The organism is Halobellus litoreus, assembly GCF_024464595.1.
Lineage (GTDB): Archaea > Halobacteriota > Halobacteria > Halobacteriales > Haloferacaceae > Haloquadratum > Haloquadratum litoreum.
The window spans coordinates 310,449-336,265 of sequence record NZ_JANHAW010000003.1 but is presented as its reverse complement, the minus strand read 5'-3'; the positions used below and the strand labels follow the sequence as shown (position 1 = coordinate 336,265).

Sequence of the window (25,817 nt, the reverse complement as noted above, 5' to 3'; positions counted from 1 at the left end):
GTGGACCTACGGCTGACAGGGTAATAATTCCTGTCAGTGGTTCTCAATTTGCGGAAGTGCGGGGTGCCCGCGGCTCCGAGAGAGCCTGAGCGGGGAGTCGTTCAGTCCTCCCCTTCGAGCAGCCAGCCGAATCGCTTCTCCCAAAACTCCTCACTCCGTGGTTTCTTGTTGCGGCCATAGGTCTTCTTGTCCCGGATCTGCCGCTCTAACACCTCTCGGGCCTCGTTGATGGCGTGCTTCGCTCCGTACCCCTCGCCGGAGGCGATGTACAGTCCCCGATCGGTGTGCAGTCGGATCCGGGCGAGTATCAGCGGCGTGCCGCGAAGCTTCTCGTCGTGTCTGTGCAGGTGGACTCTCGCGTCCAGGACGGTCATCCGCTGGTCTCGTTCGTCGAGCGTATCGATCATATCGACGATGTCCTCGTACGCGATGTCGTCTATCAGGTCGATTCCGTAGACCTGGACTGCCCGGTTCCCGCCGGCTTCCCACGTGAGCGCGTCGAGGACGTCCGTCTTCGTGATGATTCCGTGCAGTTCTCCGTCCGTGGTTACTGCCAGCGAGGACCCGCCGATCTCGAACATCTCTTCGACGGCCCTGTCGAGTGTCTCCTCCGGCTGGATCGTTCGCACCGGGGAGTTCATCACGTCTCGGACTGGAAGGTCGAGCAACCGGGCCAACTCACCCTCCCGAGCGCCGTATCCGCCGCCGCGAGCGCGTCCCGAACTGCCGGAAATCGACCCACCGAAGGAGTCCGTTCCGCTGGCGTCGCCGCCTTTGCTGCGATCGGCCGAGCGGCCCGTGAAATCGATCACGTCGTAGAGGCTCAACATTCCGACGACCGCGTCGTCCTCGACGACCGGTACGTGAGTGATTCGGTTCTCGCGGAAGACGTGGAGGGCCTCCCCGAAACTCGACGTCGGGTCGACCGTGACCAGGTCGGTGCTGGCCGCCTCCGCGACGGTCGCCGCGTCGAGGAACGGCGTCACCGCTTCGAGGATGTCGTCGGCGCGAACGACGCCGACGGGCTCCTGCCCCTCGAACACCGGCAGGAGCCGCGAGTCGCTGTCGATCATCAGCTGAGCGACCTTTCGCACGTCTTCGTCGGGTGCGAGTCGGGGGACGTGCCAGACCAGCGACGCGAGCTTTTCGTTCGGCTGGCGGTGCGAGGTGGCGAGTTGTCGTCTTGTGACGACGCCCTCGAACTCCGAACCGGCCACGACGACGCCGGTGACGGAGGGGTCCTCGAAGACCCCGACGAGCTTCGAGACCGTGGCGTCTGGCGGTAATTCTACGTACTCTGTCGAAACGATATCGGTGATGTCCATCGGTGGGGGTATGGCGTGTTGGTTGCGTTGCGGTGCCGTCTGCGCTGCCGACGCGTTGTATTTGTCGCTCAGTTTTGAAGTAACCGCCGGTCGTTCCCGTCCCGTGAAACTGGCGGGCTTCCTCGCTCGACGTCGCTTACGGGTCCGTCTTCAAATACGACATTGCGTCCGCATCGGACACCTGGTCGAATCGGTCGTAGAACCGTCCGACGCCACCGAAACTGCTCGGCGTCCGGAGACAGACGACGTCGTCCACCGCCTCCCGTAACTCCGCGATGGTCTCGGGTGGGCCGACCGGAACGGCCAGCACGATGCGTTCCGCGTCGGTCGCGGCGAGCATCGCGAGACACGCTCTGACCGTGGAACCAGTCGCGATGCCGTCGTCGACGACGGCGACGGTCTTTCCGCTCAGATCCGGTTCGGATCGGCCGCTACGGTAGCGTTCGGCCTTCTGGCGTGCCTTCTCGGCCTCGCGCTCGCGCTCCCGCTGGAAGTACTCCTCGTCGACGCCACCCCGTTCGAAGGCCCGTTCGTTCCGCCAGACGGCCCCGTCGGCGGCGACGGCCCCGATCGCGTACTCCGGGTTTCCCGGTGCGCCGATCTTCGAGGCGACGACGATGTCGAGCGGAACCCCGAGCGCGTCGGCGACGGCCCGGCCGACCGGTAACCCGCCCCGCGGGATCGCGAGGACGATGTCCGCGTCGACGTCACGGTCTCGTAGCGCCTCACCCAATCGTTCACCCGCGTCCGTACGGTCGTCGAATCGTCGTGGACTCGTCATATGTGCAGCGTAGAAATAGCCGTTCAAGCACGCTGTATTATCCGGACATTCCCACGCCACAGGAACGACCGCTGCAATAAGGTTCACCGACTCTCTCGAAATCCTAGAACCTGATAGAAACCGCGTGCAGCATTCAGCGAGCTTATGCCTCAGACGCTACACTTAGTAGTTGAGACCGCGCTTCTCGATGTATTGGTGACGGACCTAGTCTGAAAACTCACACGAACTCTCCCTGTTCAGTCATCTCGAACTCAAACCGCGCCCCACCGTCAGTTCCATCGGTTACAGACAGCTCCCAGCTATGGGCTTCCACGATTCGTTTTACGATGGTCAACCCGAAACCAGTACCACCATGTGCCGACGTATGCCCGGGTTCGAACACCTCGTCACGCTTTTCGAGTGGAATTCCTGGCCCATCGTCTTCGACATAGATCCCCTTTTCATCGTGACGTCCGACACGCACGGTTGCGTCTGACCCACCGTGTTCAACCGCGTTTCGGAACAGATTCTCGAAAACGTGCCGTAACCGGTCTGGATCGCCTTGGAAGGTCATCTCATCGACGATCTCAATGGTTGCGTCGCCCGTGTCTACTGTCCCCCAACACTTCCCGACGAGGTCAGTCAAACGGATCGCCTCGGTTTCGCTTATGATGTCGCCTTGACGAGCAAGAGTCAACGTGTCCTCAACGATCGCCTCCATCCGGTCGAGCGCCTGCAGTAGTGGATCGAGATGATCGCTTTCTGCCTGCTCAGCAAGGAGCGTTGCACGACCCTGTGCGACGTTGAGTGGGTTGCGCAAATCGTGGGATATAACACTCGCAAACTCTTCAAGGCGCTCGTTCTGCTGACGGAGTTGTCGCTCCCGTTCGACGCGTTCCGTCACGTTCCGAGTGATCCCAACGAGGCGAGTTGTTTCATCATCGGAGACTACCGGCGCGAGCTTCGTTTGCCAGAAGCGTGCTCCTTCACCGACTCGGAGTTCTTCTTGATACGAGATAGGTTCGCCAGCGTTGACACAGCGGTGATAGTTCGCTTCTAACTCAGTTCCTTGCTCTTCACCGAACACGTCTCGTGGTGTCTGTCCCTGCACTTCCTCGGTTGTAATGCCAGTTTGGCGCTCGTAGGAGGGACTGAGACGTTCAAATTCGAATCGGACACTATCCCCGTTTTCTTCGACATTGATGAGAAAAATGGCATCTTCCACATTGTTCAACAGGGCTTCGTACTCTTCGGCGAATTTCCTGGCTTCGCGTTCGTAATCTTTTCGCTCAGTGATATCTCGACTGCTAAAGAGAATCCCATCGATGATATCATCCTCAAGTCGATTCCGCATTGTGGCCTCGATCCAACGCCACGAGCCGTCGGCATGGCGGAATCGGACCTCGACAGTCTCGGATTCAGAAGAGTCCGAGAGAACGGTCTCAAGCGCGTCGGCGTTTCGTTCCCGGTCCTCGGGGTGGACGAACTCGAATCCCTCGTTGCCAACCAATTCGTCGGGGTCGTAGCCGAGAATCCGTGTGACAGCCGGACTGACGTAGGTTATCGTCCCGTCGGTATCGACGACTGTTGCGAGATCATTTACCTCTTCAACGAGCGTCCGATACCACTCAGACTCGTGTTTATCGTTTTCTCGGTGATTCACATTGTCTTCCATTGGTCGTAATGAGTCCAGTACACGTGTATGCATTTTGAACTCGTGCTCTATCTTCAGTGGAAGTGGCACTTGTTTATCATATATGCGTGTGGGTACCAAGACCTCGCTGACTACTCCTCTATATTTAACACGGTCTCGACAAAGACCGTGGTTTTCACGCCGTGGGAAGTACCCTAGCGTTTGATGTCATCTCGTGCACAGTTTCGCGCGTATGCAATTCGACGAGTTCACCGGGCAGATCCAACACCGACTCGGACTGCCAGGCACCGGCGAGGCGGTACGGGCCGCTCGGGCGACGCTTCTGACACTCGGGCAACGACTCCCCGAGGGCAACGCCGAGGACCTCGCCGCGTCGCTGCCGATAGAAATCAAGTGGTATATGACCGGGGCAGTCCACGAACACGGCCAGCGCTTCGATTGGACCGAGTTCCTGGACCGCGTGAGCCGCATCGAACACACCGACCGGGCGGAAGCGGCCTATCACGCCCGCGTCGTCGTCGACCTCGTGCACTCGCTCGTTCCGGAGTCCGACTTTCAACAGCTCCGCGATTCGCTGCCCGAGGCCGAAGACGAGGAGGACTGGGGCCAACTCTTCGAGGTGGTCGACGCCGGCGGGTGGAAAGAGACCGACGGAGCGTCGACGGACGGCTGACAGTCGCGAATCGGACGGTCGTCCCCACTTGCGGCAGCACCCTGGTCCCGTTCAGCCTCGAACCTGGGTACCGGTCTCTCCCGCGAGGGCGTCCAGCAACCGATCCGGCGAGGTGATCACGGCCCGATCACCACCCTCCTCGACGAACTGGAGGCACGCCTCGACTTTCGGACGCATACTCCCCGCACCGAACTCGCCGGCTTCGAGGTGGGTCCGGAGCGCCCGCGCGGTGACTTCGCGGATCGGTCGCTGGTCGGGCGTGTCGTAGTTCACGTACGCGAACTCGACGTCAGTCAGTAGCACGAGCGTTCCGACGCCGAGTTCGGAGGCGAGCAGTCGCGTGGTCGTGTCCTTGTCGACGACGGCTTCGACGCCGCTGAGACCGTCGTCGCGAACGACGGGGACGCCCCCGCCCCCGGCAGCGATCACGAGATTCCCCCGGTGGACGAGATTCGCGATCTCGTCTCCCTCGACGATCTCCACGGGCTCCGGAGACGGGACGACGCGACGGTACGGTCGGTCGCCGGTCGACACGCGCTTCGTCTCGAACGGTTTCTCCGCGGCCGCCTCCTCGGTGTAGAACGGCCCGATCGGTTTCGTCGGGTCCGCGAACGCCGGGTCGTCCCCGTCGACGACGACCTGGGTGACGATGGTGATGAAGTCCGTCGAGTCGGTCAGTTCGTTGTCCAGAGCCTGTTGCAAGAGGTAGCCGATCTGTGCCTGCGTTTCGGCGACCAGGACGTCCAGTGGTAACTGCGGTGTCTCGCTCGCGGTCTCCTGTTGCAACAGCAGGGTTCCGACCTGCGGGCCGTTCCCGTGCGTGAGGACGATTTCGTATCCGTCCTCGATGGCCTCGCTGATCTCCCGGGCGGTTCGTTCGATGGCCGCGGTCTGCTCGTCGACCGTCCACGGTCCCTGCTTTCCCAGTAGCGTGTTGCCTCCGAGTGCGACGACGACCGGACCGGTTCGCCGGTCGGGTGCGGAACCGTCCATACGAACCCTTCGGCCGCCGCGGGGTTATAGTGACGGGCAGCCGACGCAAGTACAGTCGCTCGTGTCGGCGTCGAAACCATTTACCCGCGTCCGACCGACCTAGTCGCAGTATGAGCACGACTCGAATCGTCGTTATGGGAGCGGCCGGACGCGACTTCCACGATTTCAACACGGTGTTCCGGGACGACGAGGACGCGAGAGTCGTCGCGTTCACGCACACGCCCACGCAGAACATCGGCGAACTCGACGACCTGCCGAACCGACGGTATCCGCCTGAACTGGCGGGCGACGCCTACCCCGATGGCATCCCGATCCGTCCGGAGTCGGAACTCGAAACGGTCATCGACGAGGAGGCGGTGGACACCGTGGTCTTCTCGTACTCCGACGTCGCTCACGAGGACGTGATGCACCAGGCGTCACGCGTCCTCGCGGCGGGGGCCGACTTTCGATTGATCGGCCCGGATCGGATGATGTTGGCGTCCTCAGTGCCGGTTGTCGCCGTCGACGCCGTGCGGACCGGATGCGGGAAGTCGCAGACCGCCCGAAAGCTCGCAGACCTACTCCGTGACCGCGGGAAGGAAGTCGCCGTCGTCAGAGAGCCGATGCCGTACGGGGGCCTGGCGGCGCAGCGCGTCCAGCGCTTCGAGACGATGGCGGATCTCGACGCGAGCGACGTCACCATCGAGGAGCGCGAGGAGTACGAGGGCCACATCGAACGGGGCCACACCGTCTTCGCGGGCGTCGACTACGAGGCGGTCCTGGCCGAGGCCGAGCACGCGGCCGACGTCCTCGTCTGGGACGGCGGTAACAACGAACTCCCGTTTTTCGTCCCCGACGTGCACGTCGTCCTGACCGACCCTCACCGCGCGGGCGCGGAACTGCGGTACCATCCCGGTGAGACGAACCTCCGCCTGGCGGATTACGTCATCATCAACAAGGAGAACACTGCGGACGTGGCCGGGATTCGTGAGATCGAGGAGAACGTCCGCCGGACGAACCCCGACGCGGAGATCATCCACGCCAACTCGACGATCACGGCCGACGGGGAGGCGATCGCCGGAAAACGCGTCCTGGTCGTCGAGGACGGTCCCACGCTCACGCACGGCGACGCCCCGCACGGTGCCGGATTACTCGCCGCCCGGGAGTACGGCGCCGGCGAGGTCGTGGATCCGTCACCGTCGGCCGTCGGCTCCCTCCGAGAGGTGTTCGAGGAGTACCCGCATCTCGATGCCGTCCTCCCGGCGATGGGCTACAGCGGGGAACAGATTCGAGAGCTCGAAGCGACCATTCGGGCGGCTGACCCGGACGTGGTCGTCTCCGGGACGCCGCACGACTTGGCGCGGCTGATCGACGTCGACGTGCCGATCGTCCGGGTTCGATACGAACTCGAAGAGAAGAACCTGACACTGTCGGCCGTGCTCGACCGGCACGCCGACGTCTTAGGTCTCTGATCCTCGGCTGCTCACTCCCGGATCGCCGCTCGCCGCTCCGAGATCAGGTCGAACTCCGCCTCGGTGTCGCCGAGCACGAGCAAGGCGTAGTAGCGGAGATACGTCTGGATCGGGACGGCGACGAGCAGTCCGATGACGATCGCGGCGAGGACGAAGAGCAGCACCGCTAGGGCGATGATCGCCCATCCGGCGAGGTGGGAGACGCTCAACAGACCCACGCCAACGAGTCCGAACACGCCGAGCGGGATGCCGACTCCGATGGCGCCGAGTACCGTCACGATGCTCGCCAAGATCCCGGCGACCAGTTGGAGCACGAAGCTCAGGACGGCGTAGACGACGTACTGCTTCCACTGGCCGGTCACCGTCGGCCAGAACTCCCGCCACGCCGAGAGGAGCCCGCTCTCCTCGACGATCATCACCGGCACCACGAACATCGTCGTGAAGCCGCCGACGAGGCCACTGATCACGCTGACGACCACGAACACCGGGATCGCGAGGAACAACAGTCCGATCGAGAACGCGCCTTCGCCGACGAGAAGCGGCCAGAGAACCGCGGCGAGCGTGCCCCCGATGATCGCGAGGGTGAGCGCCCCGAGTACGACACGGAACCCGAACAGCCGAGCGCCCTGTCGCCAGCGCTCGCTCCAGTAGCGGCGGATCCTCACGTCCTCGCGCCGAAGGGACTCGACGAACACGAACTCCATCACCGATCCCACGAACAGGAACGCGAGGCCGAGGAGGAGGATGATCCCGAATATCGCTGCGATCACCGCGAGTTCCGTGCCACCGGGCGGGGGGAGCGTCTCGGGAATCCCGGAGACGTCGGGCGTTTGCGATCCCGACCCGCTCGGGGCGCCGCCGCCGAACTGGAACGGCGGCGTGCCGCCAGCGCTACCGACGAATAACATCACGAGGGCGAGTCGCGCCCACCGGCCCAGATCGAACGGCCAGAGGAACGCCCGCGCCGCGTCGATAGCGTCGTCGATGGCATCGACCGCGTACAGAGTCATCACCCGACCCTCCGGGCGTCATCGCCGTCGCGGCTCGGAGGGACGGTGTCGCTTCGACTACCGCTCCGCTGGGAGGGACCAATTCGACACATCGTGTGGCAGGTCACCTCACAACGAAATAACAATTTCGATCGAAGCGGGGGCGATTCCGCGATCCACAACCGTTAGGGGGTGGCTCCCCAAGGGCAATCATCGCGATGCCCTCCACACACACGACCACCGCAATCGACGCCGACGACCTCCGGAAACGGTACGGCTCGGAGGTCGCCCTCGACGGCGTCTCGCTCTCGATCTCCACCGGGACGGTGTACGGCTTCCTCGGACCGAACGGTGCGGGGAAGACGACGACGATGCGACTCTTGACGGGACTCGCGCGGCCGTCGAGCGGCACCGTCCGGGTCTGTGGGGTCGACGTGTCCGACCGCCGCGCGCTGGCGCCCCACGTCGGGTACCTCCCCGAGACGCCGCCGCTGTACGAGGAGTTCAGCGCGCGCGAGCAACTCGAATACGTCGCCGACCTCAGAGACCTTCCGGCCGACGTCGCCGAAGCGCGCATCGAGCGGTATCTGACGGAGTTCGAGTTGGGCGAGGACGCCGACAAGCGGATCGAGGCCTACTCGAAGGGGATGAAACAGAAGACCGCCTTCGTTCAGAGCGTGATCCACGACCCGGACGTCCTCTTCCTGGACGAACCGACGTCGGGACTCGATCCCCGCGCGGCGCGTCGGATCCGCGAGTCGATCCTGGCCTTCGCCGACTCGGGGACGACGGTGTTCCTCTCGACGCACATCCTCCCGGTCGTTGAGGCCGTCGCCGACGAGGTCGGCGTCCTCTACGAAGGCCGCCTCGTCGCCGAAGGCGCGCCGGAAGCGGTGACCTCTCGCGCGGAAACGGGTGAGAGCGGGTCCCTGGAGGACGCCTTCCTCGCGGTCACGAGCGGCGAGAGCGAGGTCGCGGGGGCCGGCGAAACCGGCGGCGGCTCCGAGGGCGTATGACCCTCCGGACCGACCTCGCACACGCCCTGCGTATCGCCCGCGCGGAGTTCGTCCGGAGCGTCCGCGGGTACGCCCGCGACCGCCGTCGACTCCTCGGACTCGCCGTGGCCCTCCTGTTCTTCGGCGGAAACCTCCTGTTCACCCTGCCGACCGCGTACGTCCTGGGACGGACGGTACGATCGGCGGCGTCGATCCCGTATCTCGGGCCCGCCGCGACCGCGCTCCCGCTGCTCCTCGTCTCGCTGGCCGCCCTGCGGACGTTAGAGCGAATCGGGAGCCCTGAAGCGGAGGCGCTCCTCCTGTCGACCGTCCACCCTCGCGCCGTCGTCGTCGGACTCGTCGGTGCCGAGATCGCACGGCTGGCCGTCTGGTTCGGGCTGCCGATAGCGGCCGTCGTCGCCGCGTTCTCCCTCGGACTCGGGTCACCCACGTTTCCGATGACGGTCGCGTTCGTGCTCCTACCGCTCCTCTGTTGGGCGGCCGTCTGGGGATACGCCCTCGGAGTCGGGCTCCTGCGGCTCTTCCGGTGGCTGCCCGCGCTGGGCCGCGCGGTCAAGATCGGCGGCTTCGTCGGGATGCTCGCGCTCGTCCTGGCCTCGCAGTCGATCGGCCGCCGCCTCGCCGACGGGACGCTCTCGGCTGGGGCCCTTCTCGACGCGTTCACGTTCGGTCCGCTGATGGAGTACGTCGCCCTCGCGTTCGTCGCCACTCCGCTCTCGCGACCGCTCTCCCCGAGCGGGGTCGCCGTTTTGCTCCTGCTGCTCGCGCTCACCCCACTCGGACTCGCGGTCGCCACGCGGTCGGCGACCACCCTCTGGTTCACCGACGCGCCGGAGTCAGAGAGCGCGACGCGGGCGAAGACGTCGAGCGGGGGCTTCGGGGCGCCGCGTCCGTTCGTCGCCACGAAACCCGGACGGATCGCGTGGGGCCACCTGGTTCGCGCCGTCCGGCACCCGCAGAAGTTCAGTCACTTGGTGATGATCGTCTTCTTCCTCGGTCCGATCGGAACGACGTTCGTCCAGTCTTCCGGCGAGGCGTTCGGGGCGCTCGCGGCCGCGACCGGCGTCGGCCTCGCGACGTATCTCGCCGGTGCGACGTTCGGACTGAATCCGCTCGGTGACGACCGGCCGCAACTTCCACTCGTGCTTCTCAGCGGGACGCCGCCACGAACGCAGATTCGCGGTCGGGTTACCGCCGGCCTCGCAATTGCGATGCCCCTCGCCGTGCTCGTCCCACTGGCGTCCGTCGCGCTGGGGACTGCGCCAGCGGTGGCAGTCGCGTTCGCCGCGGTCGGCGTCCCGATGTGCGCCGCCGCGTCGCTCTTTTCGGTCGGACTGGGAGCGTCCTATCCCGTCTACGAGGAACGCGAGTTCTGGGGCGCGGAGACGGTCGTGCCCTCGACGCTCGTGATGATGGCGTACCTGTTCGTGGTCGGCGGCGGCACGGTGATCGGCCTGGTCGCGACCTGGTTCGGGGCGTCGGGTGCTCTCGACCCCACGCCGCTCGTCGTCGGCGGGGTCGCCGTGTACGTCCTGACGACGTTCGGCGTCTCGTACGGCTCCTATCGCTACTCCGTTCGACGGTACCGCCGATACGCGCTCGATTAGGCGCGGGTTGCAGAGCGCTATCGACCGTCGATATCGACGTCTCGGACGCGTTCAGGCGTCGCCTTCGGACTGATACGGTTCCCCGACGGCTTCCCGCGGGAGCGCGTTGTGGAGTTCGGCCTCCAGGTCCGACGCCGACTCGAACACGTCGCTGCCGGTCCGTTCCACGAGGTCACCGAAGTTCTCGCTTCCGTCCGCCAAGATCAGCGTGACGTCGGCTAGTTCCGCACCGGCCTCCGATTGTTCGATCGGGTACTCGAGTTCATCGAGCACCTCGCTGACGTCTTTCAAGCGTACTTCGCTGTCCATAGTATCACTACGTCGACTGAACACTTCAAGCTATACGTCCGTACGGTCGGTGTTGGGTGAGTTCAACGTAAGGCCTCACAGAGATGGCTGAGACTATTTCGGCGGTCACTGTTCCCGTACTCGTCAACGAAAGCCGGTGTGGTACGCCGGTCGTGCGGACCGATTCGAGAAGCGTTCCGTGTCGCCCGTCGGCCCGCCGAGTTCCCGCCCGGTGAGAACCGCCGGCATCAGCTAACTCGTGGGTCAGCGTACTCTCACCTGGTGGGACGAAATGACCGGTGACCTCCATCGATGGCACGTCCTGGCCACCCTCTCGATTCTCGCTCTCTCTGCGCTTTCCGCGTTGCTCGGGCTCTTTCGCCCGGGACACTACAACGATGCGCCCGGGCTGGTCGAGTCCTACCAGATGCAGGATCTCGCGATCCTCGTGGTCGGGATTCCCGTGCTCGCGGTCGGCCTCTGGTACGCGATGCGGGGATCACCCCGTGGTCGGGTCGTCTGGCTCGGTGGCCTCGCATACGCGACGTATCTCTGGGGCAGCGTCGCTATTCAGATCACGTTCAACGAACTGTTCCTCGTGTACGTGGCGCTGTTCGGCCTCTCGCTGTTCACGCTGATCGGCGGGTTCGTGACGACCGACGCCGAGGCCATCCGGAACTCTGTGGAGGACCGAATCAGACCATCGCGTTACAGCGGATTCCTGGTCCTCATCGGGGTCGGCCTCGCGGCGCTGTGGCTGTCGGATATCGTCCCGGCATTGCTCAGCGGGACGACGCCGCGCATCGTCGAGGAAGCGGGGCCACAGGCGATGGCGAGCCACGTCCTCGACCTCGGCGTCGTCGTGCCGTCGATCTTTCTCGCGGCGGCCTGGCTCTATCAGCGACGCACCTGGGGCTTCGTCTTCGCCGGTGTCGTCCTGGTCCTCGGCGCGACGCTGGGTGCCTCGATCGCCTCGATGACGCTCGTCCTCGGACGGGGGGACGCGGTCACGGTGTCGCCTGTGGCTGCCTTCTTCAGCTATCTGCCTGTCCTCGTCGCTGCAGTGTTGGCCGTGACGTACGTGTTCTCGATGAAGCGAGAGCGGCAACCGTCGACGAACGAAGGCGACCGTCAGAGCGCCTGAGACAACCGGACTCGACTTCCAATCGCCGCCACGGATAGGTTCCCGAGACCGATACGGTCTGATTCGGTGCCGTCACCGGTAGCCACCGGTGTCGAAACAGTCACGCACCCGGTAGTGAGACACGAATTGGCCGCGCCTCGATGGCCAGTGATCACTCGTCCTCTCGGCGACGGGGAACGATTACGCCGTTATATATGAATTCAAAACCAAGCTCTCCGTATGTCCGCCACCGCCGGCGAAGCTCGGGGAGAGACCAGTTCAGGTCTTTCAGTCGCCGTGTTGGTCGGGCTATTCGTCTCGTTGTTCGGAGCGCCAGTGCTCGGACGGTTCGATCTCCCGCGGGAAGTCGGGACGTCGACCGCCGGTTCGATCCTGGCCAACTCGCTCAGTAGCTGGCTGCTGGTCGGCGCGCTGCTCGTTGTCGTCCTTCACTGGGAGGACCGGCGGCTGCGATCGATCGGTCTCCGAATGCCGACGCGGAGGGAGGTAGCCGTCGGAATCGGTGCCGGGTTCGGCGGGGTCGTGCTCGGTCTGCTCGTCACCGGCGTCGCCGTCGTCACGCTGCGTCTCGAGCAGCCGGAGACGCTGTCGGCGATCACTCGACTCTCGCTCCCGATACAACTCGCCGTCGTCGGAACGGCCGTCATCGTCGAGGAAATCCTGTGGCGCGGGTATCCGATCGAACGGCTGGCCGAGCTGACGGACCGACTCTGGGTCGGTGCCGGTATCAGCGGCCTCGTGTTCCTCGCGGTTCACTACCCGGCGTGGGGCCTCGCCGGAGCGATTCCGCAGGCGGTCTTCACCGCCGTCCTCGTCGGCGTGTACGTCTGGAGTCGTAACGTGGTGGTCAGTATGCTCACACACGGTGTCATCAACGTCGCGATGGTCTTCGTTCTGCCCTCGTTCCTCTGACCGCTCGTTGAGGGCCTCGAACTCGACTGTCCACGCTACTCTCGGTTCGATGCACTTCACGATCGGTCCGTTTCTCGGACAGATCGGCCTGTGTACCCAGAGACGTATCGCGCTCGAATCGCCACGAAAGGTCGAACAGCCGGGCGGGGGCCACTCACGGCGATGCGCTCTGACCTGACACCTCCGTCTCGGCCTGCAGCCGCTCGATCCGCTCGGCCCGCGATCGGATCCCGCCGAGCATTCCGTGGGTCATCACGGACGTTATCGGATCCAGCACCACCCGGGCGAGAACGCCGACGACTGGGTTCTCGGGAAGTCGAATGCGCGAGCGAACCAGTAGCCGAGTCGTCGCGTCGTCGATCGGGTCGAGCACGAAGGACCAGACCCACCACGTCGGCTCGTCGGGCGTCTGCAGAATCAACGACCGCTCCGGATCCAGCCCGACCACGTCCAGCGTCGCGTCCGGGAATCGGTCCTCCCGGCCGAGCCGAACGGTGTCTCCGACCGAGAGGTCCTGCCACTCCGGCACGAGACGGTCCGCGTTGTGAATATCGAGGCCGACGAGGTTCTCTGCCCACTCGTGGCTGTAGAATCCGCCTCGCTCCTGACCGACCTGGCGCAACCACGGCCAGATCTCGTCTGGTGGAGCGTCGATACTGATCGCCATCGTCGACTCGGCGTCCGCGTCGGGGAGCCGATCGTCACCGGGGAGCGACGCTCGGACCTCCGCGGGCGTCGCGCCCCAGTTCAGCATCCGCGGTCGGACCAGGGTCCAGTAGGCGATCCCGAGGAGCGCGCCGCCCGAGACCCACCCCAGACGACGTCGCCACGTCTTTCCAGCCGGTCTCGGGGCTTCTTCTGCAATATTGGAAACGGCTGCCATATTGGTTCCTCCGTCTGAATAGAGGGCCTCGGAACCCAAGACTGAGGCGGGTGATTGCCAGCCGCCGAGAATCCGGACTGATCGACGGTTCCCCCTCGGAGTCGTCACGTGACGGAACAGCCAGCGACGAGAAGCATCCCGACTACGGATGCCCGACGTACTCCAGCTTCATCTCAGAATCGCTCACGACGGTGGTATGTGCGTACTCGGTTCACTGGCTGGTAGACGGATTCGGAGTCCCGCGTCCCAGGTGTCGTCGAAGGACCGGCCACGCGGTCACCAGTCCCACCAGCAGCAAGGTCACGAGGGACTGCCCGGACAGCCGCGTGGCCACCAGCATCGTCGGCGCGTTGTTGAGGGCGTGGACGCCGACGGCGATCAGGAGGTTTCCCGTCCGATGGTACACCAGCGCGAAGAGCAGCCCCATCAGGAACAGGAGTCCCAGTCCGTCGACCATCCCGGTGAGCGTATATCCCCGCAGAAGACGGTTCGGAACGTGCAGGAGTGCGAAAATTAGCTGCGATCCGACGAGCGCCGAGGTGAACCCCCACCGTCGGTCCCGGAGTTTCAACACCATCTGGTCGAGCAACACCGCTCGGAAGAGGATCTCTTCGTAGAGGGCGTTCCCGAACAGTTGCGCGACGAGCAGCCCCAGCGTCGCGCCGACCCCAGCCTGACTCCAGCCGGGATTCATCCCGACTGTCCCCGTCCGGGCGAGCGAGACGGCGGCGGCGGCCGCCTGGAGCGCCATCCAGAGACCGACGGTGACCGCGACGGCGGTCGGGAGATTCGACCGCACCAGTCCGAGGTCTCGCCGGTGCAGACCGCCGGCTACCAGCAGGAGACCGACCACCACCACGGCGAAGTTCAGCAGGTTCACGAACAAGGTCGCGGTCACCAGCCCGCCCGTAGCGCCTCGGACCGGATCGAAGAGAACCGCCGAAACCCACGCACTTCGGAACAGGATCAGGTTGATGAAGACGGTCAGCAGTAGCTCGACCGCGAGCACCGCACCGAGGAAGCGCCAACTCAGGAGCCGCCGGTCCAGGAGGTCGACGGCGAACCCAGGCAGCCGTGGCTCTTCGATCATATCCGACGGCAGAGTATCGACACAAGTACCGAAATTAGGGTATTCCGGACGGACGAGAACCGATCGCGACGGGACCGAGCGGGTATCGAGGGGGTGAACGACGGGATCACGATTTCATACACCTGGCGAGTTGTGTGCGTCATACGAGTTAGTGACTTATCAGGTCTAGCCGAAAGAGCTCTCTCCACTGGCCCTGGTCAATCGGCTCGGTCCCCAGTAGCGCACGACTGCGATAGTCGTGAGCGCGAGGAGCCCCACCATCGTGAGGCTGGCAGGGTCCGAGTCGAGGACCGGGAACATCGCCTGCGACCAATTGAAGCTCGCGTGGAAGAGGATGGCCGGGAGCAGGCTCCGTTCCGTGTTGTTGTACACCCAGGTGATGAGGACCGAAAGTAGCGTGATGGAGACCGCAAACCCGAGGAAGGGGTTGCGGAAGTAGATCGTTTCGCTCGGAATGTAGAACAGCGGGAGGTGCCAGACCGCCCAGACGAGACCGACGGCGACGGCACCGCCGAATGCTGTCAGCCGCTCCTGCAGCGGGTCGAGGAGGTAACCCCGCCACCCGAACTCCTCTTGGAGCGGTCCGCCGAGAACGAGGATAACGAGAAACGCGGCGGGAAGCACGACCGGATCGTCGGCCCACGGGTACGCGGGGGTGGTTTCGGTGAGGTCGGCTACGGCGAGCGACGCGAACACGATGGCAGGCGTCAGGAGGAGTGCCGGGAGAAGCCACCGCTTTGGGTAGTCACGACTGAGCGCTCGCAGTGCGAGTCGTTTCGCGCCCGGCCGCCCGTTCGCGTACGTCACGAGGGCGAAGGCGGCGACCGTCGGTCCGAATGCACCGAGATCGGGGAGTACCGGGACGCGCTGGACGAATCCGGAGGCGGCGACGGCCTTCGGGATCCAGAACCCCCACGACCAGCCGAACGTCACCGCGAGGAACGCTGCGATCCCCCGCCAGTCCCCCGGGGAACTCCCGTCCCTTCGCACCACGTTTCGCATACTGTCGACCTCCGTGCGGATATCCCAATGTTCTGATAGCTGCCGTCGACTCACTCCGAGGTTCGTCAACGCTCGTCTACGTCGAAAGACGAGGGCGGATCCGATATGAGTGTCGCCCGTGGGAGAGAGCGGGGCGAGTTCGCAAACTCGTTTCCGGGCCACGACCGGTCGTCGCCGCCACCGGCAACGCGATGATCGCGGCCGCGAACGGCCGAAACTTACCGACGAGGACGAGCGGCGTCACCAGGTCGGACCGTGCGGCGCGGAGTGCCACGAAAGTGGATCCTCACGGACCCACGTCAGAACGAACGTGAGCAAGACGAAGAGAGCAGACCGGTGCCGTCGAACGCCGGTTCGGAGGGAGACATCGGAGCGCTGCGGCGACGGTCTTCCACGCCGAGTGGGAGACGGTCGGAGACTCCGCTCTCATCCTCGTTCCGGTGCCCCCCGTTCACTGTTCGAGGACTGAGATTCCGCGCGGAGGTACGCCCCAACGTAGCCGCCGGCCGCGCTCAGTCCGATGATCCAGGCGAACAGCAGCGGAAACATAATCAAGAGGATGATCGCGAGTTCCACACCCCCGGGAACCCCCAACGCCGACGGCTGCAAGAGGAAGAGCCCGAATCCGAGCACGAGAACGAGGAGTATCGGGATGGCCGCGATACCTCCCGAGATGGCCCCGGTCCTCGCGCCGCGTTTCGGCGGCACCTGCTGCAGGTAGCCCGCGACCCCGCCGCCGAGTAATGCTGAGAAACCCGTAAACGAGAGGAAGATCGTTATCACTGCGCCGATGGCTGCGTTGCGGAGTTCCGTTCGTTCGACCATACGGATTATCGAGTCGCCAACGAGGTAGCTTCTGCCTGCTGTTCTCACGGGCTGAGAATTACCCTCTAAAATAATACATTTTTAAGTTACATTATGTGCCCCGTGATGCTCTCGAACTCCGATCCAGGTCAGTCCTCGGAGGCAGCTGAGTCTTCGCTCTCCAGCCGACTTCGCCGAGGTCTCGCCGCTCCGTTAGCGGTGCAGACGTACAAGAACCTCCTCTACCTCGCCCTCGCGTTCCCGCTCGGACTCGTCTACTTCGTCGGTCTCACGGTGGGCGTCGCCCTCGGCGTCGGTACGCTCGTCACGTGGATCGGGTTGCCGATACTCCTCGTGACGCTCTTGGCGGCGACGGCCGTGGCCGGCTTCGAGGCCGCTCTGGCCAGACGCCTCGGCAGCGTCGACGCCTCCGTCCCGGCGTTCATCGAGGACTTCGACGTCTCCAGCGAACTCGCCCTCCCGGGAAACGGTTTCGTCGAGGCCGTCAAGCGGCTCGTGACGGCCCCGAGTGCCTGGACGAGCGTCGTCCTGCTGCTCGCGAAATTCGTGTTCGGACTCATCTCGTTCGTCGCACTCGCGGTCAGTGGAGCCGTGACGGGAGCATTTCTGGCGGCCCCGTTCATCTACGAGGACCCGGATGTCGTCCTCGGTGTCGGGGGACTGGTCGTCGACGGGGAATACGCCGTCGGTCCCTGGGTCGTCGACACGTTCCCGGAGACACTCGCGGCCGTGGTCGTCGGCGTGGTGTTTCTGTTCGTCGCGGTCAACCTCCTGAATGCCCTCGCTCAATTCCACGCCCGCTACACTGCCGAGTTGCTTCAGGTAGGCGATGGGAGGACGTGAATCGCGCGCACATCAGGGGTTCGCCCGAGTGGGCTCGAAATGTATCGGATTCTGTAAGTCCGTATATTAGTAATACAATTTACTATAATACGTTGTTGTCAATGTGCTATATTTTTGTGGACGCCGAATATCTGATCGACGGAACCACCGGGCGAACTTTACTATCAGAACAAAAATGACTGTGTATGACCGGAGAATCACCGCGGAAAATACAGTCGCTCCAGACGGCGCATCGCATCGTAGAGACGCTTCAAGAACTGGACGGAGCCGGAGCCAGCGCTATCGCTGATCGCTTGGATATCGGTCGGAGTACGGCGTATCAGTACCTTATGACGCTTCGAGAAGAAGGATACGTGATCAAGCGAGATCAGACGTACCATATCGGGTTGAAATATCTGGACCACGGGATGTACGCCCGCGACAACCATCCGATGATCGAGATCTCTCGGCCATCGTTGCGCGATCTAGTGGACGAGACCGGAGAAATAGGGTGGTGCACGAGCGAGGACAACGGGAAACTGGTAACGCTGGACATCATCGAAGGGGAGCGGAACCTAAACGCAAAGTTTCGCGGTCGGATAGGTAACAGAGAGTTTATGCACGCTCACGCTGGTGGAAAAGCGATCCTTTCGGGGTACAGTAATGATAGGATTTTAGAGATTATAGAGACGCACGGCCTTCCGGCATACACGCAGCAGACGATTACGGATAGCGAAGAGTTGCTGGCGGAAATCGAGCGCGTTCGCGAGGACGGGGTGGCGTTCAACGACGAGGAGGCGATCGACGGCTACCGTGCTGTGGGTGCCCCCGTGACTTTGGACGGCGAAACGATCGGTTCGATCACTATCGGCGGACCGAAGAACCGGATGTCGGACGAGTACTATACAGACACGCTCCCCGACCTCATAGGCGGCGTGATCAACGAAATCGAACTTCGCGGGTCGGTGTCCTCTCCGTGGCAGTGATCGACCGCCACCGGTCACACGAAGAAAAGAGACACGGCTAACAGAAGTACGCTTGTTAGGAGATTCGCCTCGATGATCCGACCTGCCTCCACGTTCGACGACAGTTGCGTTTGCATATGTCAACACCGTTCTGACGAAGACCAGTGGCGACCGGGGCTCACAGCGGAGCGATGCAAGTAAGATATATATACTACTTCGATATTTTTTCGTGGTCTCGACGACGAGCGGCCGGATAGCACGGCGCTTGATTTCGATTCGTTTCCCATCGTCGACGCCAGCGTAGGAGGGCTAGTGGCTCACGACTGCGGGTGTTGAGTGTCGACGACGGGTTTCGCGCTCACAAATCGTTGTCGAACTGTTCCCTCAACGAAAACGGCTCTACTGGACGGAAGCGGATCCTTATCGCCCAGGAACTGGATCGGCGACACACTTTTAGATCCAGTTTGGTAATAGTGGTCACACACCGCGGTAGGGGTAAGTGATGCAGGAATTCACAAACGAGACCATCATCTGGGAAAACAACGTCGTAACGCATCGAATGGACGCCTTCCCGCGAGTTGAGGAGACCGAGCACCGTGGCAAAACGGTTCGCGCGTTCGCTGACAGATCGGAGTCGTTGTTCGAGTTGTTCGCCACCGCAGTGAACGACACCCCGGAACGGGAGTTCGTTGTCTTCCCCGACTCCGATATTCGATTATCGTATCGTGAGGCGGCCGACCGCGTCAGCCGGTTGGCGAGAGGACTGCGATCGGAAGGGGTTTCGACGGGCGATCGCATCGTCCTCCTCGTCGATAGCCAACTCGAATTCGTCGAGCTATTCCTCGCTGCGGCGCGGGTCGGTGCCGTCGTCAGTCCGCTGAACACTCGACACTCTCCGGGGGAGATCCGCGACATGTTCGCCGATGGCGACCCTGTTCTCGTCTTCGTCGGGGACGAATACGCGGATAAGCTTGAGGGATCGGCATACGAACCTTCGAACGACAGAACGTGCGTGCTGGATTCGGCCGGGATGGACCAGTCGTACGGTGGTCTGATAGCCCACAGCCGAAACGAAGAGATTGAGCCGTCTGCCACAGCGGCCGATCTTCTGAGTGTTATGTACACGTCCGGCACGACAGGCCAACCGAAGGCCGTCCCGATCGACAACTTCCAAGCCGTCAACGCGGCCCTGAACAACGCCAGTGTTCACGGCGTACGAGACGGAAGCCGGATTCTCGTCCCGTCGCCGCTCTTCCACGTTACCGGGCTCGTCTGCGGCCTTCTCACGGCCATCTCGGTCAACGGCACGGCAGTGATTATGCGGGAGTACGACCCACAGCACTTCCTCCGCTACATCGGCACCGAGCGCGTGAACTACTGTATGGGCGTCCCGACTCATATCGTCCTGGCCGCCGAAAAAGCAGGCGGCGGGACGTACGACACGTCATCGTTCGAGAAGTTTGCGTACGGCGGGGCACCGATGCCGCGTGATGCGATCCCGAAGATACGCGACGCCTTCCCGGAAATAAAACTGTACCACTCGTACGGGAAGACGGAAAACTTCGCTGGTATTGCCGCGATGATTCCTGACCAGTATATCGACGATCACCCGGAAGTCGTGGGGATGCCGACTCCGACGACGAAGTTCGCCGTCGTCGACGAGAACCGCAACCGATTGCCGCCCGGCCAGATCGGCGAATTGGCGATGTACGGCCCATTCGTCGCTGAGCGGTACCTGAGTTCGCCGGACGATACCGACGAAGAGTTCGACGACGGATGGCATTACACCGGAGACATCGGGGTTATCGACGAATCCGGATTCATCACGCTACGCGGCCGCAAAGGGAATATGATGATCCGGGGCGGTGAGAACGTCTACCCCGTCGAGGTCGAGGACGCGCTACTTGCCGTCACTGGAGTCCGAGAGGCCGGAGTTACCTCGTTTCCCGACGACGTCCTCGGAGAACGAATCATCGCGGTTGTCGCCCCCAAAGAACGACACCGCGTCACCGAAGAAATGCTTCGGGAAGCCTGTGAGGAACGTCTCGCCGAATACAAGATCCCGGATATTTTCCGAGTCGTCGACGAGCTTCCACGAAATCAAAACGGGAAACTAAAACGCGGAGAACTGGTTCCGAAACCGCTGCAGTTCGGGATCAAATTCGGCGGCTGATTAGGCGAGGTCACGAGCGCACGGCACTGTGGGAAAAACTTATTCACCGCGCACAGTATGAGATAGGTAGTATGTTGGAAGACACAGTCTGCATCGTCGCAGGAGCAGGTCGCGGTATCGGCGAGGAGACGGCGAAACTGATGGCCGATGAGGGAGCCGCAGTCGTCGTTGCCGACCTGGGTGCGGATTTGTCGGGAGAGGGCGAGGATACCCAGCCAGCCCAGCAGACGGTGGACGACATCGTCGAGGCGGGCGGGGAAGCGATGGCCCACTACGGCGATATCACCGACTTGGACTATACCGACCAGCTCATCGAAGACACCGTCGACGAATACGGCGCGGTCCACAGCATCACCAACTTCGCCGGGATCCTCCGTGACCGGATGATTTTCAATATGACCGAGGAGGAGTGGGACGCGGTCATCGATGTCCATCTGAAGGGACACTTCTCGTTGCTCCGGAACGCTTCTCAACACTGGAAATCGCGGTACGAAGCGGAGGAATTCGAGCGGCAACGGTCCTTCCTCGGTGTGTCTAGCTCGGCGGCGATCGGATGGGCGGGACAACCGAACTACGCCGCCGCGAAAGCCGGCGTCCTCGGTCTCACACGGAACTGCGCCCAGGAATTGGAACGCTACAACGTTCGGGTGAACAGCCTCTGGCCCGAGGCCTACACCCGTATGTACAAGTCCATTCCCGAGGAGTACCAACCGGACGGGATGACAGACGAGACACACGGTCCGCAGCTCGTCGCACCGCTCCCGGCGTTCTTGGCGAGCGAGGCGGCGACAGACATCACGGGTTGCACGGTCGGACTCGGGTCGGGAGAACTTTCGTTCATCTCCGACCCAGACCGCGAACGGAAGATCATCAAAGAGGTGCCCGCAGACACGAAAACCGGTGGCTGGACGCCCGAACAGATCGCTGATGCCTGGGACAATCTCACTGACGGCTACGAGACGAAGCGCACGTCGAAGCCGAGCATTCCGAACGTACAGAACTGAGTGACCCTTCACCGAGCGCGCTGTGTGTCGGTATCGCTCTCGAAGACGGCAGACCGGGTCGGTTCCGCTCCGACTAGTCGTCTATCGGTTCGAAGACCGGGATGGACACGTCTTCGCTCGCTGTCGGGATGAAGGCCACTTCGACGGGAGTGCCAATCTCGACCGATTCCCCGGTGCAGTCAGACAGCGCGGTCAGCATTCGCGGCCCCTCGTCGAGTTCGACGTAGGCCAGTACGAGTGGGAGATCGTCGTCCGGCCACGCAGCGACGTTCGTCGTCGAAGTATGGGCGTACACCGTCCCCGTTCCATCGGCTTCGATCCAGTCGACGTTGTCTCCGAGGCAGTCCGGGCACCGCGCCCGCGGATAGTAAAACGAGAGTTCGCAGTCAAGGCAGCGCCGGATGAGGAGACGGCCCTCCGCCGCTGCTTCCCAGTACGGGGCCGTCTCCGGAGTAACGGTCGGCACCGGTCGCGGTTCCCAACTCATCGGCCGATCCTCCCGAGGACGGCCGTCGATCCGGCGTGTCTCGTGCCGAGGTACCCTCCCGTCCCGTGTGCGAGCGCCACGCTCGCATCGGGCACCTGTACCGGCGCGTTCGCCTCCCCACGTAACTGGCGAACTGCCTCGATTACCTTCGTCATCCCGCCGCGGTCCGGGTGGTTCGAACACAGTCCGCCGCCGTCCGTGTTGAACGGAAGCGCACCGTGTGGTGCCTGTAAGGTCCCGCCTTCGACGAATGCTCCGCCCTCCCCCTTCTCACAGAACCCCAAGTCCTCCAGCGTCTGTAGGACGGTGATAGTGAACGAGTCGTAAATCGAGACGTAATCGACGTCGGCGTGGTCCACACCCGCCCGGGAGAGTGCTCGCGGGCCGGATTTCCGCGCGGCCGTCTCGGTGAGATCGATCCGGCCGGCGTCGTGGTGGTCGACCGCCGCCGCGTGCCCGAGGATCTCGACACACTCTCGGTCGATCTGTCGTCGCACCGAATCGGACACGACGACGAACGCGCCCGCGCCGTCGGAGATCACACAGCAGTCCAACAGGTGGAGCGGATCGCTGACCATTCGCGAGTCGAGGACCTCCTCGACAGTCACCGGGTCCCGATACATCGCGTGCTCGTTGTGTTGTGCGTGTTGTGACGCTGCGACCCGAATCTCGGCGAGTTGCGCAGCGGTTGTCCCGTACTCGTGCATATGACGGCGAGCGGCGAGCGCGTACTGCGGGAGCGTCTCGGCACCGTAGATCGATTCGAAGTTCTCCTGCAGAATCGTCGCCTCCACCTCCGGATGGGCTCGCTCGTCAGTCCGCATCCGACCCGCGAGCGTGACCAACGCGACATCACACTTCCCGTCGGCGATCGCACTCGCTGCCTCTCCGACGTGGTTGACGTACGCCGAACCCCCGTCGTCGGTCGAGTCGAAGTACGAGACGTCGAGGCCGAGGTAGTCGGCCATCGCCAGCGGCGGATACCGGCCGACCTGGTAGTTCTCCCCCGCCGTGAGGTACCCGTCCACGTCCTCTGCTGCCAGCCCGGCGTCCTCGAGGGCCCCGGCGGCAGCCTCTGCGTGCAACTGTGCGATCGACTTTTCCGGTGCCTCTCGCGTCGGATGTTCGAAGGCACCCGCGATGTAGGCTGTGGCGTCCGAACTCGTGCTCATAGTAGGTCGTGTACTCCGATGACTGTGCGACCGCATCACGTGGCCTACGCAGTCACCACCCCAGGGTTACCGAGGGGTAGTTGATTAGTGTTCGGGTAAATCCGGTGATCGCCGCGACGCGTGAGGGAGGCGGTTCACTCGAATCGCACAGAGGAGTCGTTCGATCGCGCAGTGGCTCGCAGAGAGCCCGAACAGGCCGTATCAGGCATCACTTACCCTGCCAGACCGGATCTCGATCGGCCGCGAACGCCGCGGCACCTTCCGCGTAGTCCTCGGTGTGCAAAAGCGGGAGATAGGCGCGGTACTCGTACTCGATTCCATCGCGAAGGCCGACGTTACGCGACTGATTGATGGTATCCTTGATGGCTCGGAGGGCGAGAGGGGGTTTCTCCGCGAGTTCTCCGGCGAGTTCGTCGACGGCGTCCGCGAGCTCCTCCGCCGGATGGGCCTCGTTGATCAGCCCCTCCGCAGCGGCTTCTGACCCGGAGAGGAACTCGCCCGTCATACACAGCTCCTTGGCCCGGCTCGGACCGACGAGAAGCGGGAGCCGCTGTGTCGTTCCGACCCCGGAGGGGAAGATCCCCAAGTCGACCTCGGGAAAGCCGAGTTCGCTTTCCTCGCTCGCCACCCGGAAGTCGCACATCAGCGCGAGCTCAAGACCGCCGCCGACGCAGTAGCCATCGATCGCTGCGATCACCGGTGCGCCGAACGACTCGACGCTGAACAGCGCCTCCCGGAACGACGACGCAGTGAACGGGTATCGCTCCCCGCCGATGTCGTCGACGTCGACGCCGACACAGAAGGCGTCGTCGCCGGCACCGGAGATCACGACGCACCGGACCGAGACTCGGTCGCCGTCCCGGTCGAGTCGATCGAAGGTCTCGATGGCTGTCGGGAGCTCCTCGAGGGTCTTCGTCGACATCGCGTTCAGTGAGTCCGGTCGGTCGAGGACGATCCGACCGATTCCGCTCTCGTCGTCGAACTGACACCGGATGGTCTCGAACTGGTCACTGTAGTCGGTCGGCATACCGGTTGATGCTGCTGCCCACAACTACCTAAAGATTCATACCCGCTGGATCACGGGACCGGGTCGGACGCGGTGGGGGCTCCGGTCGAGGAGACTCCCGATCGCCGCAATAATTTACTTGTTCGCGTCGCTGTGTGTGGGTATGTCAACCGGACCGCCGCCCGAGGAGCTTCACTTCTCGCAGCGGCCGACCGTGACGGAACCGATCCCCGGTCCGCGGTCCAGCGACCTACTCGACGAACAGGCCGCGAAAGAAGCGAGCACGGTGGCGTACCCGCTGTCGCTACCCATCGCGATCGACTCCGCACGTGGAGCGACGATCGAAGACGTCGACGGGAACGTCTATCTCGACTTCGCTGCAGGTATCGGCGTCGCGAACGTCGGACACTCCAATCCGTACGTGCTCGAGGCCGCCCAGGAACAACTCGGTGCGGTCGCACACACCATCGACTTCCCGACCGAGGCCCGCCTCGAGTTCATCGACGCGCTCGACTCGATTGCCCCGGGAACGCTCCCCGGGAACAGCCGAGTGGCGTTCGGTGGCCCCACGGGTACCAACGCCATCGAGGCGTCGATCAAGTTGGCGAAGTACAACACGGGACGAAACGGGATCGTCGGGTTCGATCGCGGCTATCACGGGGGGACGATGGGAGCGCTCAGTCTCTCCGGGTGGTCTTCGTACAAGAGCGATTACACCCCCCTGCTCCCGGACGTCGCTCACGTTCCGTATCCGCGCCCGAACGAGTACGAGACGTCGGAAGCCGCGCTCGAAGCCTCACTCGAGGAGGTCCGAGCCGTCGTCAGCGGGCGTTCGGAGGACTTCGAAACGCCGCCCGCTGGCCTCTGGGTGGAGCCTATCCAGGGCTCCGGTGGCGTCGTCGTTCCCCCGGACGGTTTTCTGCAGGAACTGGCCGAGATAACCGCCCGACACGACGTGCTGTTGATCGTCGATGAAATCCAGACCGGGATGGGCCGAACTGGCGAGTGGTTCGCCAGCGATCACGCCGATATCACCCCCGATGCGGTGACAGTCGGCAAAGCCGTCGGCGGCGCCGGGTTGCCGCTCTCGGCGACGGTGTACCGCGAAGAGCTGGACACGTGGGGACCGAGTGCTCACGCCGGGACCTTCCGTGGGCACGTTCCGGCGATGAAAGCGGGTTCCCGGGCGATCGAGTACATAGCAGCGCACGACTTACTCGACCGCGCGACCGAACTCGGCGCCTATCTGCAGGACCGGCTCCGGGAACTGAAGCAACAGTGTCCGCGACTCGTCGACGTGCGAGGTCGCGGGCTGCTCGTCGGTGCCGAGTTCCGTGACGCCGATGGAGCCCCGCTTCCGGATCTCGTCGAGTCTATCCAAACACGCTGTTTGCGGCGTGGCCTCATCGTGTGGACGGCCGGGATCGAGGGACACATCCTCAGACTGCTCCCGCCGCTCGTCCTGACCGACGAACAGGCGCACGTGGGAATGGACATCCTCCAGGACGTGGTCGGTACAGTGACCGACGAGACGGGTCGCTGAGGGGGGAATCGGAATCGCGGGCTGTGAGATCAC

The 25,817-nt window shown here is 63.5% G+C and carries 24 protein-coding genes; 11 read left to right on the top strand and 13 right to left on the bottom strand.

Translation table 11 applies throughout. From position 1 onward, the window contains the following. Positions 1 to 101 precede the first annotated feature (101 nt). The 3 genes from NO360_RS15850 to NO360_RS15840 form a co-directional block, all read right to left on the bottom strand. Positions 102 to 1,325 (bottom strand): CBS domain-containing protein, encoded by a 1,224-nt coding sequence (locus NO360_RS15850; protein WP_256308825.1) that lies wholly within the window; start codon positions 1,323 to 1,325, stop codon positions 102 to 104. Positions 1,326 to 1,461: 136 nt separating this feature from the next. Further along, the gene (locus NO360_RS15845) at positions 1,462 to 2,106 is read right to left on the bottom strand and encodes a phosphoribosyltransferase (RefSeq protein ID WP_256308824.1); all 645 of its coding nucleotides are present in this window, start codon (positions 2,104 to 2,106) and stop codon (positions 1,462 to 1,464) included. A 217-nt stretch (positions 2,107 to 2,323) separates the two neighbouring features. Next, entirely contained in the window at positions 2,324 to 3,760 is a 1,437-nt protein-coding gene (locus NO360_RS15840; RefSeq protein WP_256308823.1) for a PAS domain S-box protein, read from the bottom strand. 211 nt (positions 3,761 to 3,971) lie between these two features. On the opposite strand from NO360_RS15840, the gene NO360_RS15835 reads away from it, so the two are divergent. Then, positions 3,972 to 4,412, top strand: a complete 441-nt coding sequence (locus NO360_RS15835) for a DUF2267 domain-containing protein (RefSeq protein WP_256308822.1) — start codon at positions 3,972 to 3,974, stop codon at positions 4,410 to 4,412. Between the two features lie 51 nt (positions 4,413 to 4,463). Here the strand turns inward: NO360_RS15835 and arcC are convergent, their stop codons facing one another. Continuing rightward, the gene (gene arcC, locus NO360_RS15830) at positions 4,464 to 5,405 is read right to left on the bottom strand and encodes a carbamate kinase (RefSeq protein WP_256308821.1); all 942 of its coding nucleotides are present in this window, start codon (positions 5,403 to 5,405) and stop codon (positions 4,464 to 4,466) included. Positions 5,406 to 5,515: 110 nt separating this feature from the next. On the opposite strand from arcC, the gene NO360_RS15825 reads away from it, so the two are divergent. After that, the gene (locus NO360_RS15825) at positions 5,516 to 6,856 is read left to right on the top strand and encodes a cyclic 2,3-diphosphoglycerate synthase (protein WP_256308820.1); all 1,341 of its coding nucleotides are present in this window, start codon (positions 5,516 to 5,518) and stop codon (positions 6,854 to 6,856) included. A gap of 11 nt (positions 6,857 to 6,867) precedes the next feature. Here NO360_RS15825 and NO360_RS15820 read toward each other — a convergent pair whose 3' ends face one another. Beyond that, positions 6,868 to 7,866, bottom strand: a complete 999-nt coding sequence (locus tag NO360_RS15820) for a DUF7544 domain-containing protein (RefSeq protein WP_256308819.1) — start codon at positions 7,864 to 7,866, stop codon at positions 6,868 to 6,870. A 197-nt stretch (positions 7,867 to 8,063) separates the two neighbouring features. On the opposite strand from NO360_RS15820, the gene NO360_RS15815 reads away from it, so the two are divergent. Both NO360_RS15815 and NO360_RS15810 read left to right on the top strand, forming a co-directional pair. Beyond that, positions 8,064 to 8,861, top strand: coding sequence for an ABC transporter ATP-binding protein (locus NO360_RS15815; RefSeq protein ID WP_256308818.1), 798 nt, complete (start codon positions 8,064 to 8,066; stop codon positions 8,859 to 8,861). Further along, entirely contained in the window at positions 8,858 to 10,468 is a 1,611-nt protein-coding gene (locus NO360_RS15810) for a hypothetical protein (protein WP_256308817.1), read from the top strand. Before NO360_RS15815 ends, NO360_RS15810 begins: the two co-directional genes overlap by 4 nt. A gap of 51 nt (positions 10,469 to 10,519) precedes the next feature. Here the strand turns inward: NO360_RS15810 and NO360_RS15805 are convergent, their stop codons facing one another. Next, the gene (locus tag NO360_RS15805; protein ID WP_256308816.1) at positions 10,520 to 10,777 is read right to left on the bottom strand and encodes a DUF5789 family protein; all 258 of its coding nucleotides are present in this window, start codon (positions 10,775 to 10,777) and stop codon (positions 10,520 to 10,522) included. 271 nt (positions 10,778 to 11,048) lie between these two features. Here NO360_RS15805 and NO360_RS15800 point away from each other — a divergent pair, with 271 nt between their 5' ends. Beyond that, complete coding sequence (locus tag NO360_RS15800) at positions 11,049 to 11,900, top strand: hypothetical protein (RefSeq protein WP_256308815.1); 852 nt, start codon at positions 11,049 to 11,051, stop codon at positions 11,898 to 11,900. Between the two features lie 219 nt (positions 11,901 to 12,119). Next, positions 12,120 to 12,812, top strand: coding sequence for a CPBP family intramembrane glutamic endopeptidase (locus NO360_RS15795; RefSeq protein WP_256308814.1), 693 nt, complete (start codon positions 12,120 to 12,122; stop codon positions 12,810 to 12,812). Positions 12,813 to 12,966: 154 nt separating this feature from the next. On the opposite strand, the gene NO360_RS15790 is transcribed toward NO360_RS15795, so the two are convergent. The 4 genes from NO360_RS15790 to NO360_RS15775 all read right to left on the bottom strand — a co-directional run bounded on the left by NO360_RS15790 (position 12,967) and on the right by NO360_RS15775 (position 16,612). Then, on the bottom strand, positions 12,967 to 13,695 hold the full coding sequence (locus tag NO360_RS15790) for a hypothetical protein (protein ID WP_256308813.1): 729 nt from the start codon (positions 13,693 to 13,695) through the stop codon (positions 12,967 to 12,969). A 211-nt stretch (positions 13,696 to 13,906) separates the two neighbouring features. Next, entirely contained in the window at positions 13,907 to 14,785 is an 879-nt protein-coding gene (locus NO360_RS15785) for a CPBP family intramembrane glutamic endopeptidase (protein WP_256308812.1), read from the bottom strand. 165 nt (positions 14,786 to 14,950) lie between these two features. After that, positions 14,951 to 15,787, bottom strand: a complete 837-nt coding sequence (locus NO360_RS15780; protein ID WP_256308811.1) for a type II CAAX endopeptidase family protein — start codon at positions 15,785 to 15,787, stop codon at positions 14,951 to 14,953. A 426-nt stretch (positions 15,788 to 16,213) separates the two neighbouring features. Beyond that, positions 16,214 to 16,612 (bottom strand): DUF5518 domain-containing protein, encoded by a 399-nt coding sequence (locus NO360_RS15775; RefSeq protein WP_256308810.1) that lies wholly within the window; start codon positions 16,610 to 16,612, stop codon positions 16,214 to 16,216. Between the two features lie 198 nt (positions 16,613 to 16,810). Between NO360_RS15775 and NO360_RS15770 the strand changes: the two genes are divergently transcribed. From NO360_RS15770 to NO360_RS15755, 4 genes are all read left to right on the top strand, one after another. Further along, on the top strand, positions 16,811 to 17,455 hold the full coding sequence (locus tag NO360_RS15770) for a sensor domain-containing protein (protein WP_256308809.1): 645 nt from the start codon (positions 16,811 to 16,813) through the stop codon (positions 17,453 to 17,455). Between the two features lie 185 nt (positions 17,456 to 17,640). Beyond that, positions 17,641 to 18,420, top strand: a complete 780-nt coding sequence (locus tag NO360_RS15765) for an IclR family transcriptional regulator (protein ID WP_256308808.1) — start codon at positions 17,641 to 17,643, stop codon at positions 18,418 to 18,420. Positions 18,421 to 18,901: 481 nt separating this feature from the next. Then, positions 18,902 to 20,572 carry a class I adenylate-forming enzyme family protein gene (locus NO360_RS15760; RefSeq protein WP_256308806.1) on the top strand — a complete coding sequence of 557 codons (1,671 nt, stop codon included), beginning with the start codon at positions 18,902 to 18,904 and terminating at the stop codon, positions 20,570 to 20,572. Between the two features lie 71 nt (positions 20,573 to 20,643). After that, positions 20,644 to 21,576, top strand: coding sequence for an SDR family NAD(P)-dependent oxidoreductase (locus tag NO360_RS15755; RefSeq protein WP_256308805.1), 933 nt, complete (start codon positions 20,644 to 20,646; stop codon positions 21,574 to 21,576). Between the two features lie 73 nt (positions 21,577 to 21,649). Here NO360_RS15755 and NO360_RS15750 read toward each other — a convergent pair whose 3' ends face one another. The 3 genes from NO360_RS15750 to NO360_RS15740 all read right to left on the bottom strand — a co-directional run bounded on the left by NO360_RS15750 (position 21,650) and on the right by NO360_RS15740 (position 24,262). Further along, complete coding sequence (locus NO360_RS15750; protein ID WP_256308804.1) at positions 21,650 to 22,063, bottom strand: Zn-ribbon domain-containing OB-fold protein; 414 nt, start codon at positions 22,061 to 22,063, stop codon at positions 21,650 to 21,652. Continuing rightward, positions 22,060 to 23,235: a thiolase domain-containing protein gene (locus NO360_RS15745; RefSeq protein WP_256308803.1), complete on the bottom strand. Its 1,176-nt coding sequence runs from the start codon at positions 23,233 to 23,235 to the stop codon at positions 22,060 to 22,062. The genes NO360_RS15750 and NO360_RS15745 overlap by 4 nt, the downstream gene beginning before the upstream one ends. Before the next feature lie 208 nt (positions 23,236 to 23,443). Further along, positions 23,444 to 24,262 (bottom strand): enoyl-CoA hydratase/isomerase family protein, encoded by an 819-nt coding sequence (locus NO360_RS15740; protein WP_256308802.1) that lies wholly within the window; start codon positions 24,260 to 24,262, stop codon positions 23,444 to 23,446. Between the two features lie 142 nt (positions 24,263 to 24,404). Between NO360_RS15740 and NO360_RS15735 the strand changes: the two genes are divergently transcribed. Beyond that, complete coding sequence (locus NO360_RS15735; RefSeq protein ID WP_256308801.1) at positions 24,405 to 25,784, top strand: aspartate aminotransferase family protein; 1,380 nt, start codon at positions 24,405 to 24,407, stop codon at positions 25,782 to 25,784. The last annotated feature ends 33 nt before the right edge of the window (positions 25,785 to 25,817 follow it).

Bases quoted from the DNA above. Each gene is read 5' to 3' on its own strand.
- NO360_RS15850 (WP_256308825.1), bottom strand. From the start codon at position 1,325: ATGGACATCACCGATATCGTTTCGACAGAGTACGTAGAATTACCGCCA.
- NO360_RS15845 (WP_256308824.1), bottom strand. From the start codon at position 2,106: ATGACGAGTCCACGACGATTCGACGACCGTACGGACGCGGGTGAACGA.
- NO360_RS15840 (WP_256308823.1), bottom strand. From the start codon at position 3,760: ATGGAAGACAATGTGAATCACCGAGAAAACGATAAACACGAGTCTGAG.
- NO360_RS15835 (WP_256308822.1), top strand. From the start codon at position 3,972: ATGCAATTCGACGAGTTCACCGGGCAGATCCAACACCGACTCGGACTG.
- arcC (WP_256308821.1), bottom strand. From the start codon at position 5,405: ATGGACGGTTCCGCACCCGACCGGCGAACCGGTCCGGTCGTCGTCGCA.
- NO360_RS15825 (WP_256308820.1), top strand. From the start codon at position 5,516: ATGAGCACGACTCGAATCGTCGTTATGGGAGCGGCCGGACGCGACTTC.
- NO360_RS15820 (WP_256308819.1), bottom strand. From the start codon at position 7,866: ATGACTCTGTACGCGGTCGATGCCATCGACGACGCTATCGACGCGGCG.
- NO360_RS15815 (WP_256308818.1), top strand. From the start codon at position 8,064: ATGCCCTCCACACACACGACCACCGCAATCGACGCCGACGACCTCCGG.
- NO360_RS15810 (WP_256308817.1), top strand. From the start codon at position 8,858: ATGACCCTCCGGACCGACCTCGCACACGCCCTGCGTATCGCCCGCGCG.
- NO360_RS15805 (WP_256308816.1), bottom strand. From the start codon at position 10,777: ATGGACAGCGAAGTACGCTTGAAAGACGTCAGCGAGGTGCTCGATGAA.
- NO360_RS15800 (WP_256308815.1), top strand. From the start codon at position 11,049: ATGACCGGTGACCTCCATCGATGGCACGTCCTGGCCACCCTCTCGATT.
- NO360_RS15795 (WP_256308814.1), top strand. From the start codon at position 12,120: ATGTCCGCCACCGCCGGCGAAGCTCGGGGAGAGACCAGTTCAGGTCTT.
- NO360_RS15790 (WP_256308813.1), bottom strand. From the start codon at position 13,695: ATGGCAGCCGTTTCCAATATTGCAGAAGAAGCCCCGAGACCGGCTGGA.
- NO360_RS15785 (WP_256308812.1), bottom strand. From the start codon at position 14,785: ATGATCGAAGAGCCACGGCTGCCTGGGTTCGCCGTCGACCTCCTGGAC.
- NO360_RS15780 (WP_256308811.1), bottom strand. From the start codon at position 15,787: ATGCGAAACGTGGTGCGAAGGGACGGGAGTTCCCCGGGGGACTGGCGG.
- NO360_RS15775 (WP_256308810.1), bottom strand. From the start codon at position 16,612: ATGGTCGAACGAACGGAACTCCGCAACGCAGCCATCGGCGCAGTGATA.
- NO360_RS15765 (WP_256308808.1), top strand. From the start codon at position 17,641: ATGACCGGAGAATCACCGCGGAAAATACAGTCGCTCCAGACGGCGCAT.
- NO360_RS15760 (WP_256308806.1), top strand. From the start codon at position 18,902: ATGCAGGAATTCACAAACGAGACCATCATCTGGGAAAACAACGTCGTA.
- NO360_RS15755 (WP_256308805.1), top strand. From the start codon at position 20,644: ATGTTGGAAGACACAGTCTGCATCGTCGCAGGAGCAGGTCGCGGTATC.
- NO360_RS15750 (WP_256308804.1), bottom strand. From the start codon at position 22,063: ATGAGTTGGGAACCGCGACCGGTGCCGACCGTTACTCCGGAGACGGCC.
- NO360_RS15745 (WP_256308803.1), bottom strand. From the start codon at position 23,235: ATGAGCACGAGTTCGGACGCCACAGCCTACATCGCGGGTGCCTTCGAA.
- NO360_RS15740 (WP_256308802.1), bottom strand. From the start codon at position 24,262: ATGCCGACCGACTACAGTGACCAGTTCGAGACCATCCGGTGTCAGTTC.
- NO360_RS15735 (WP_256308801.1), top strand. From the start codon at position 24,405: ATGTCAACCGGACCGCCGCCCGAGGAGCTTCACTTCTCGCAGCGGCCG.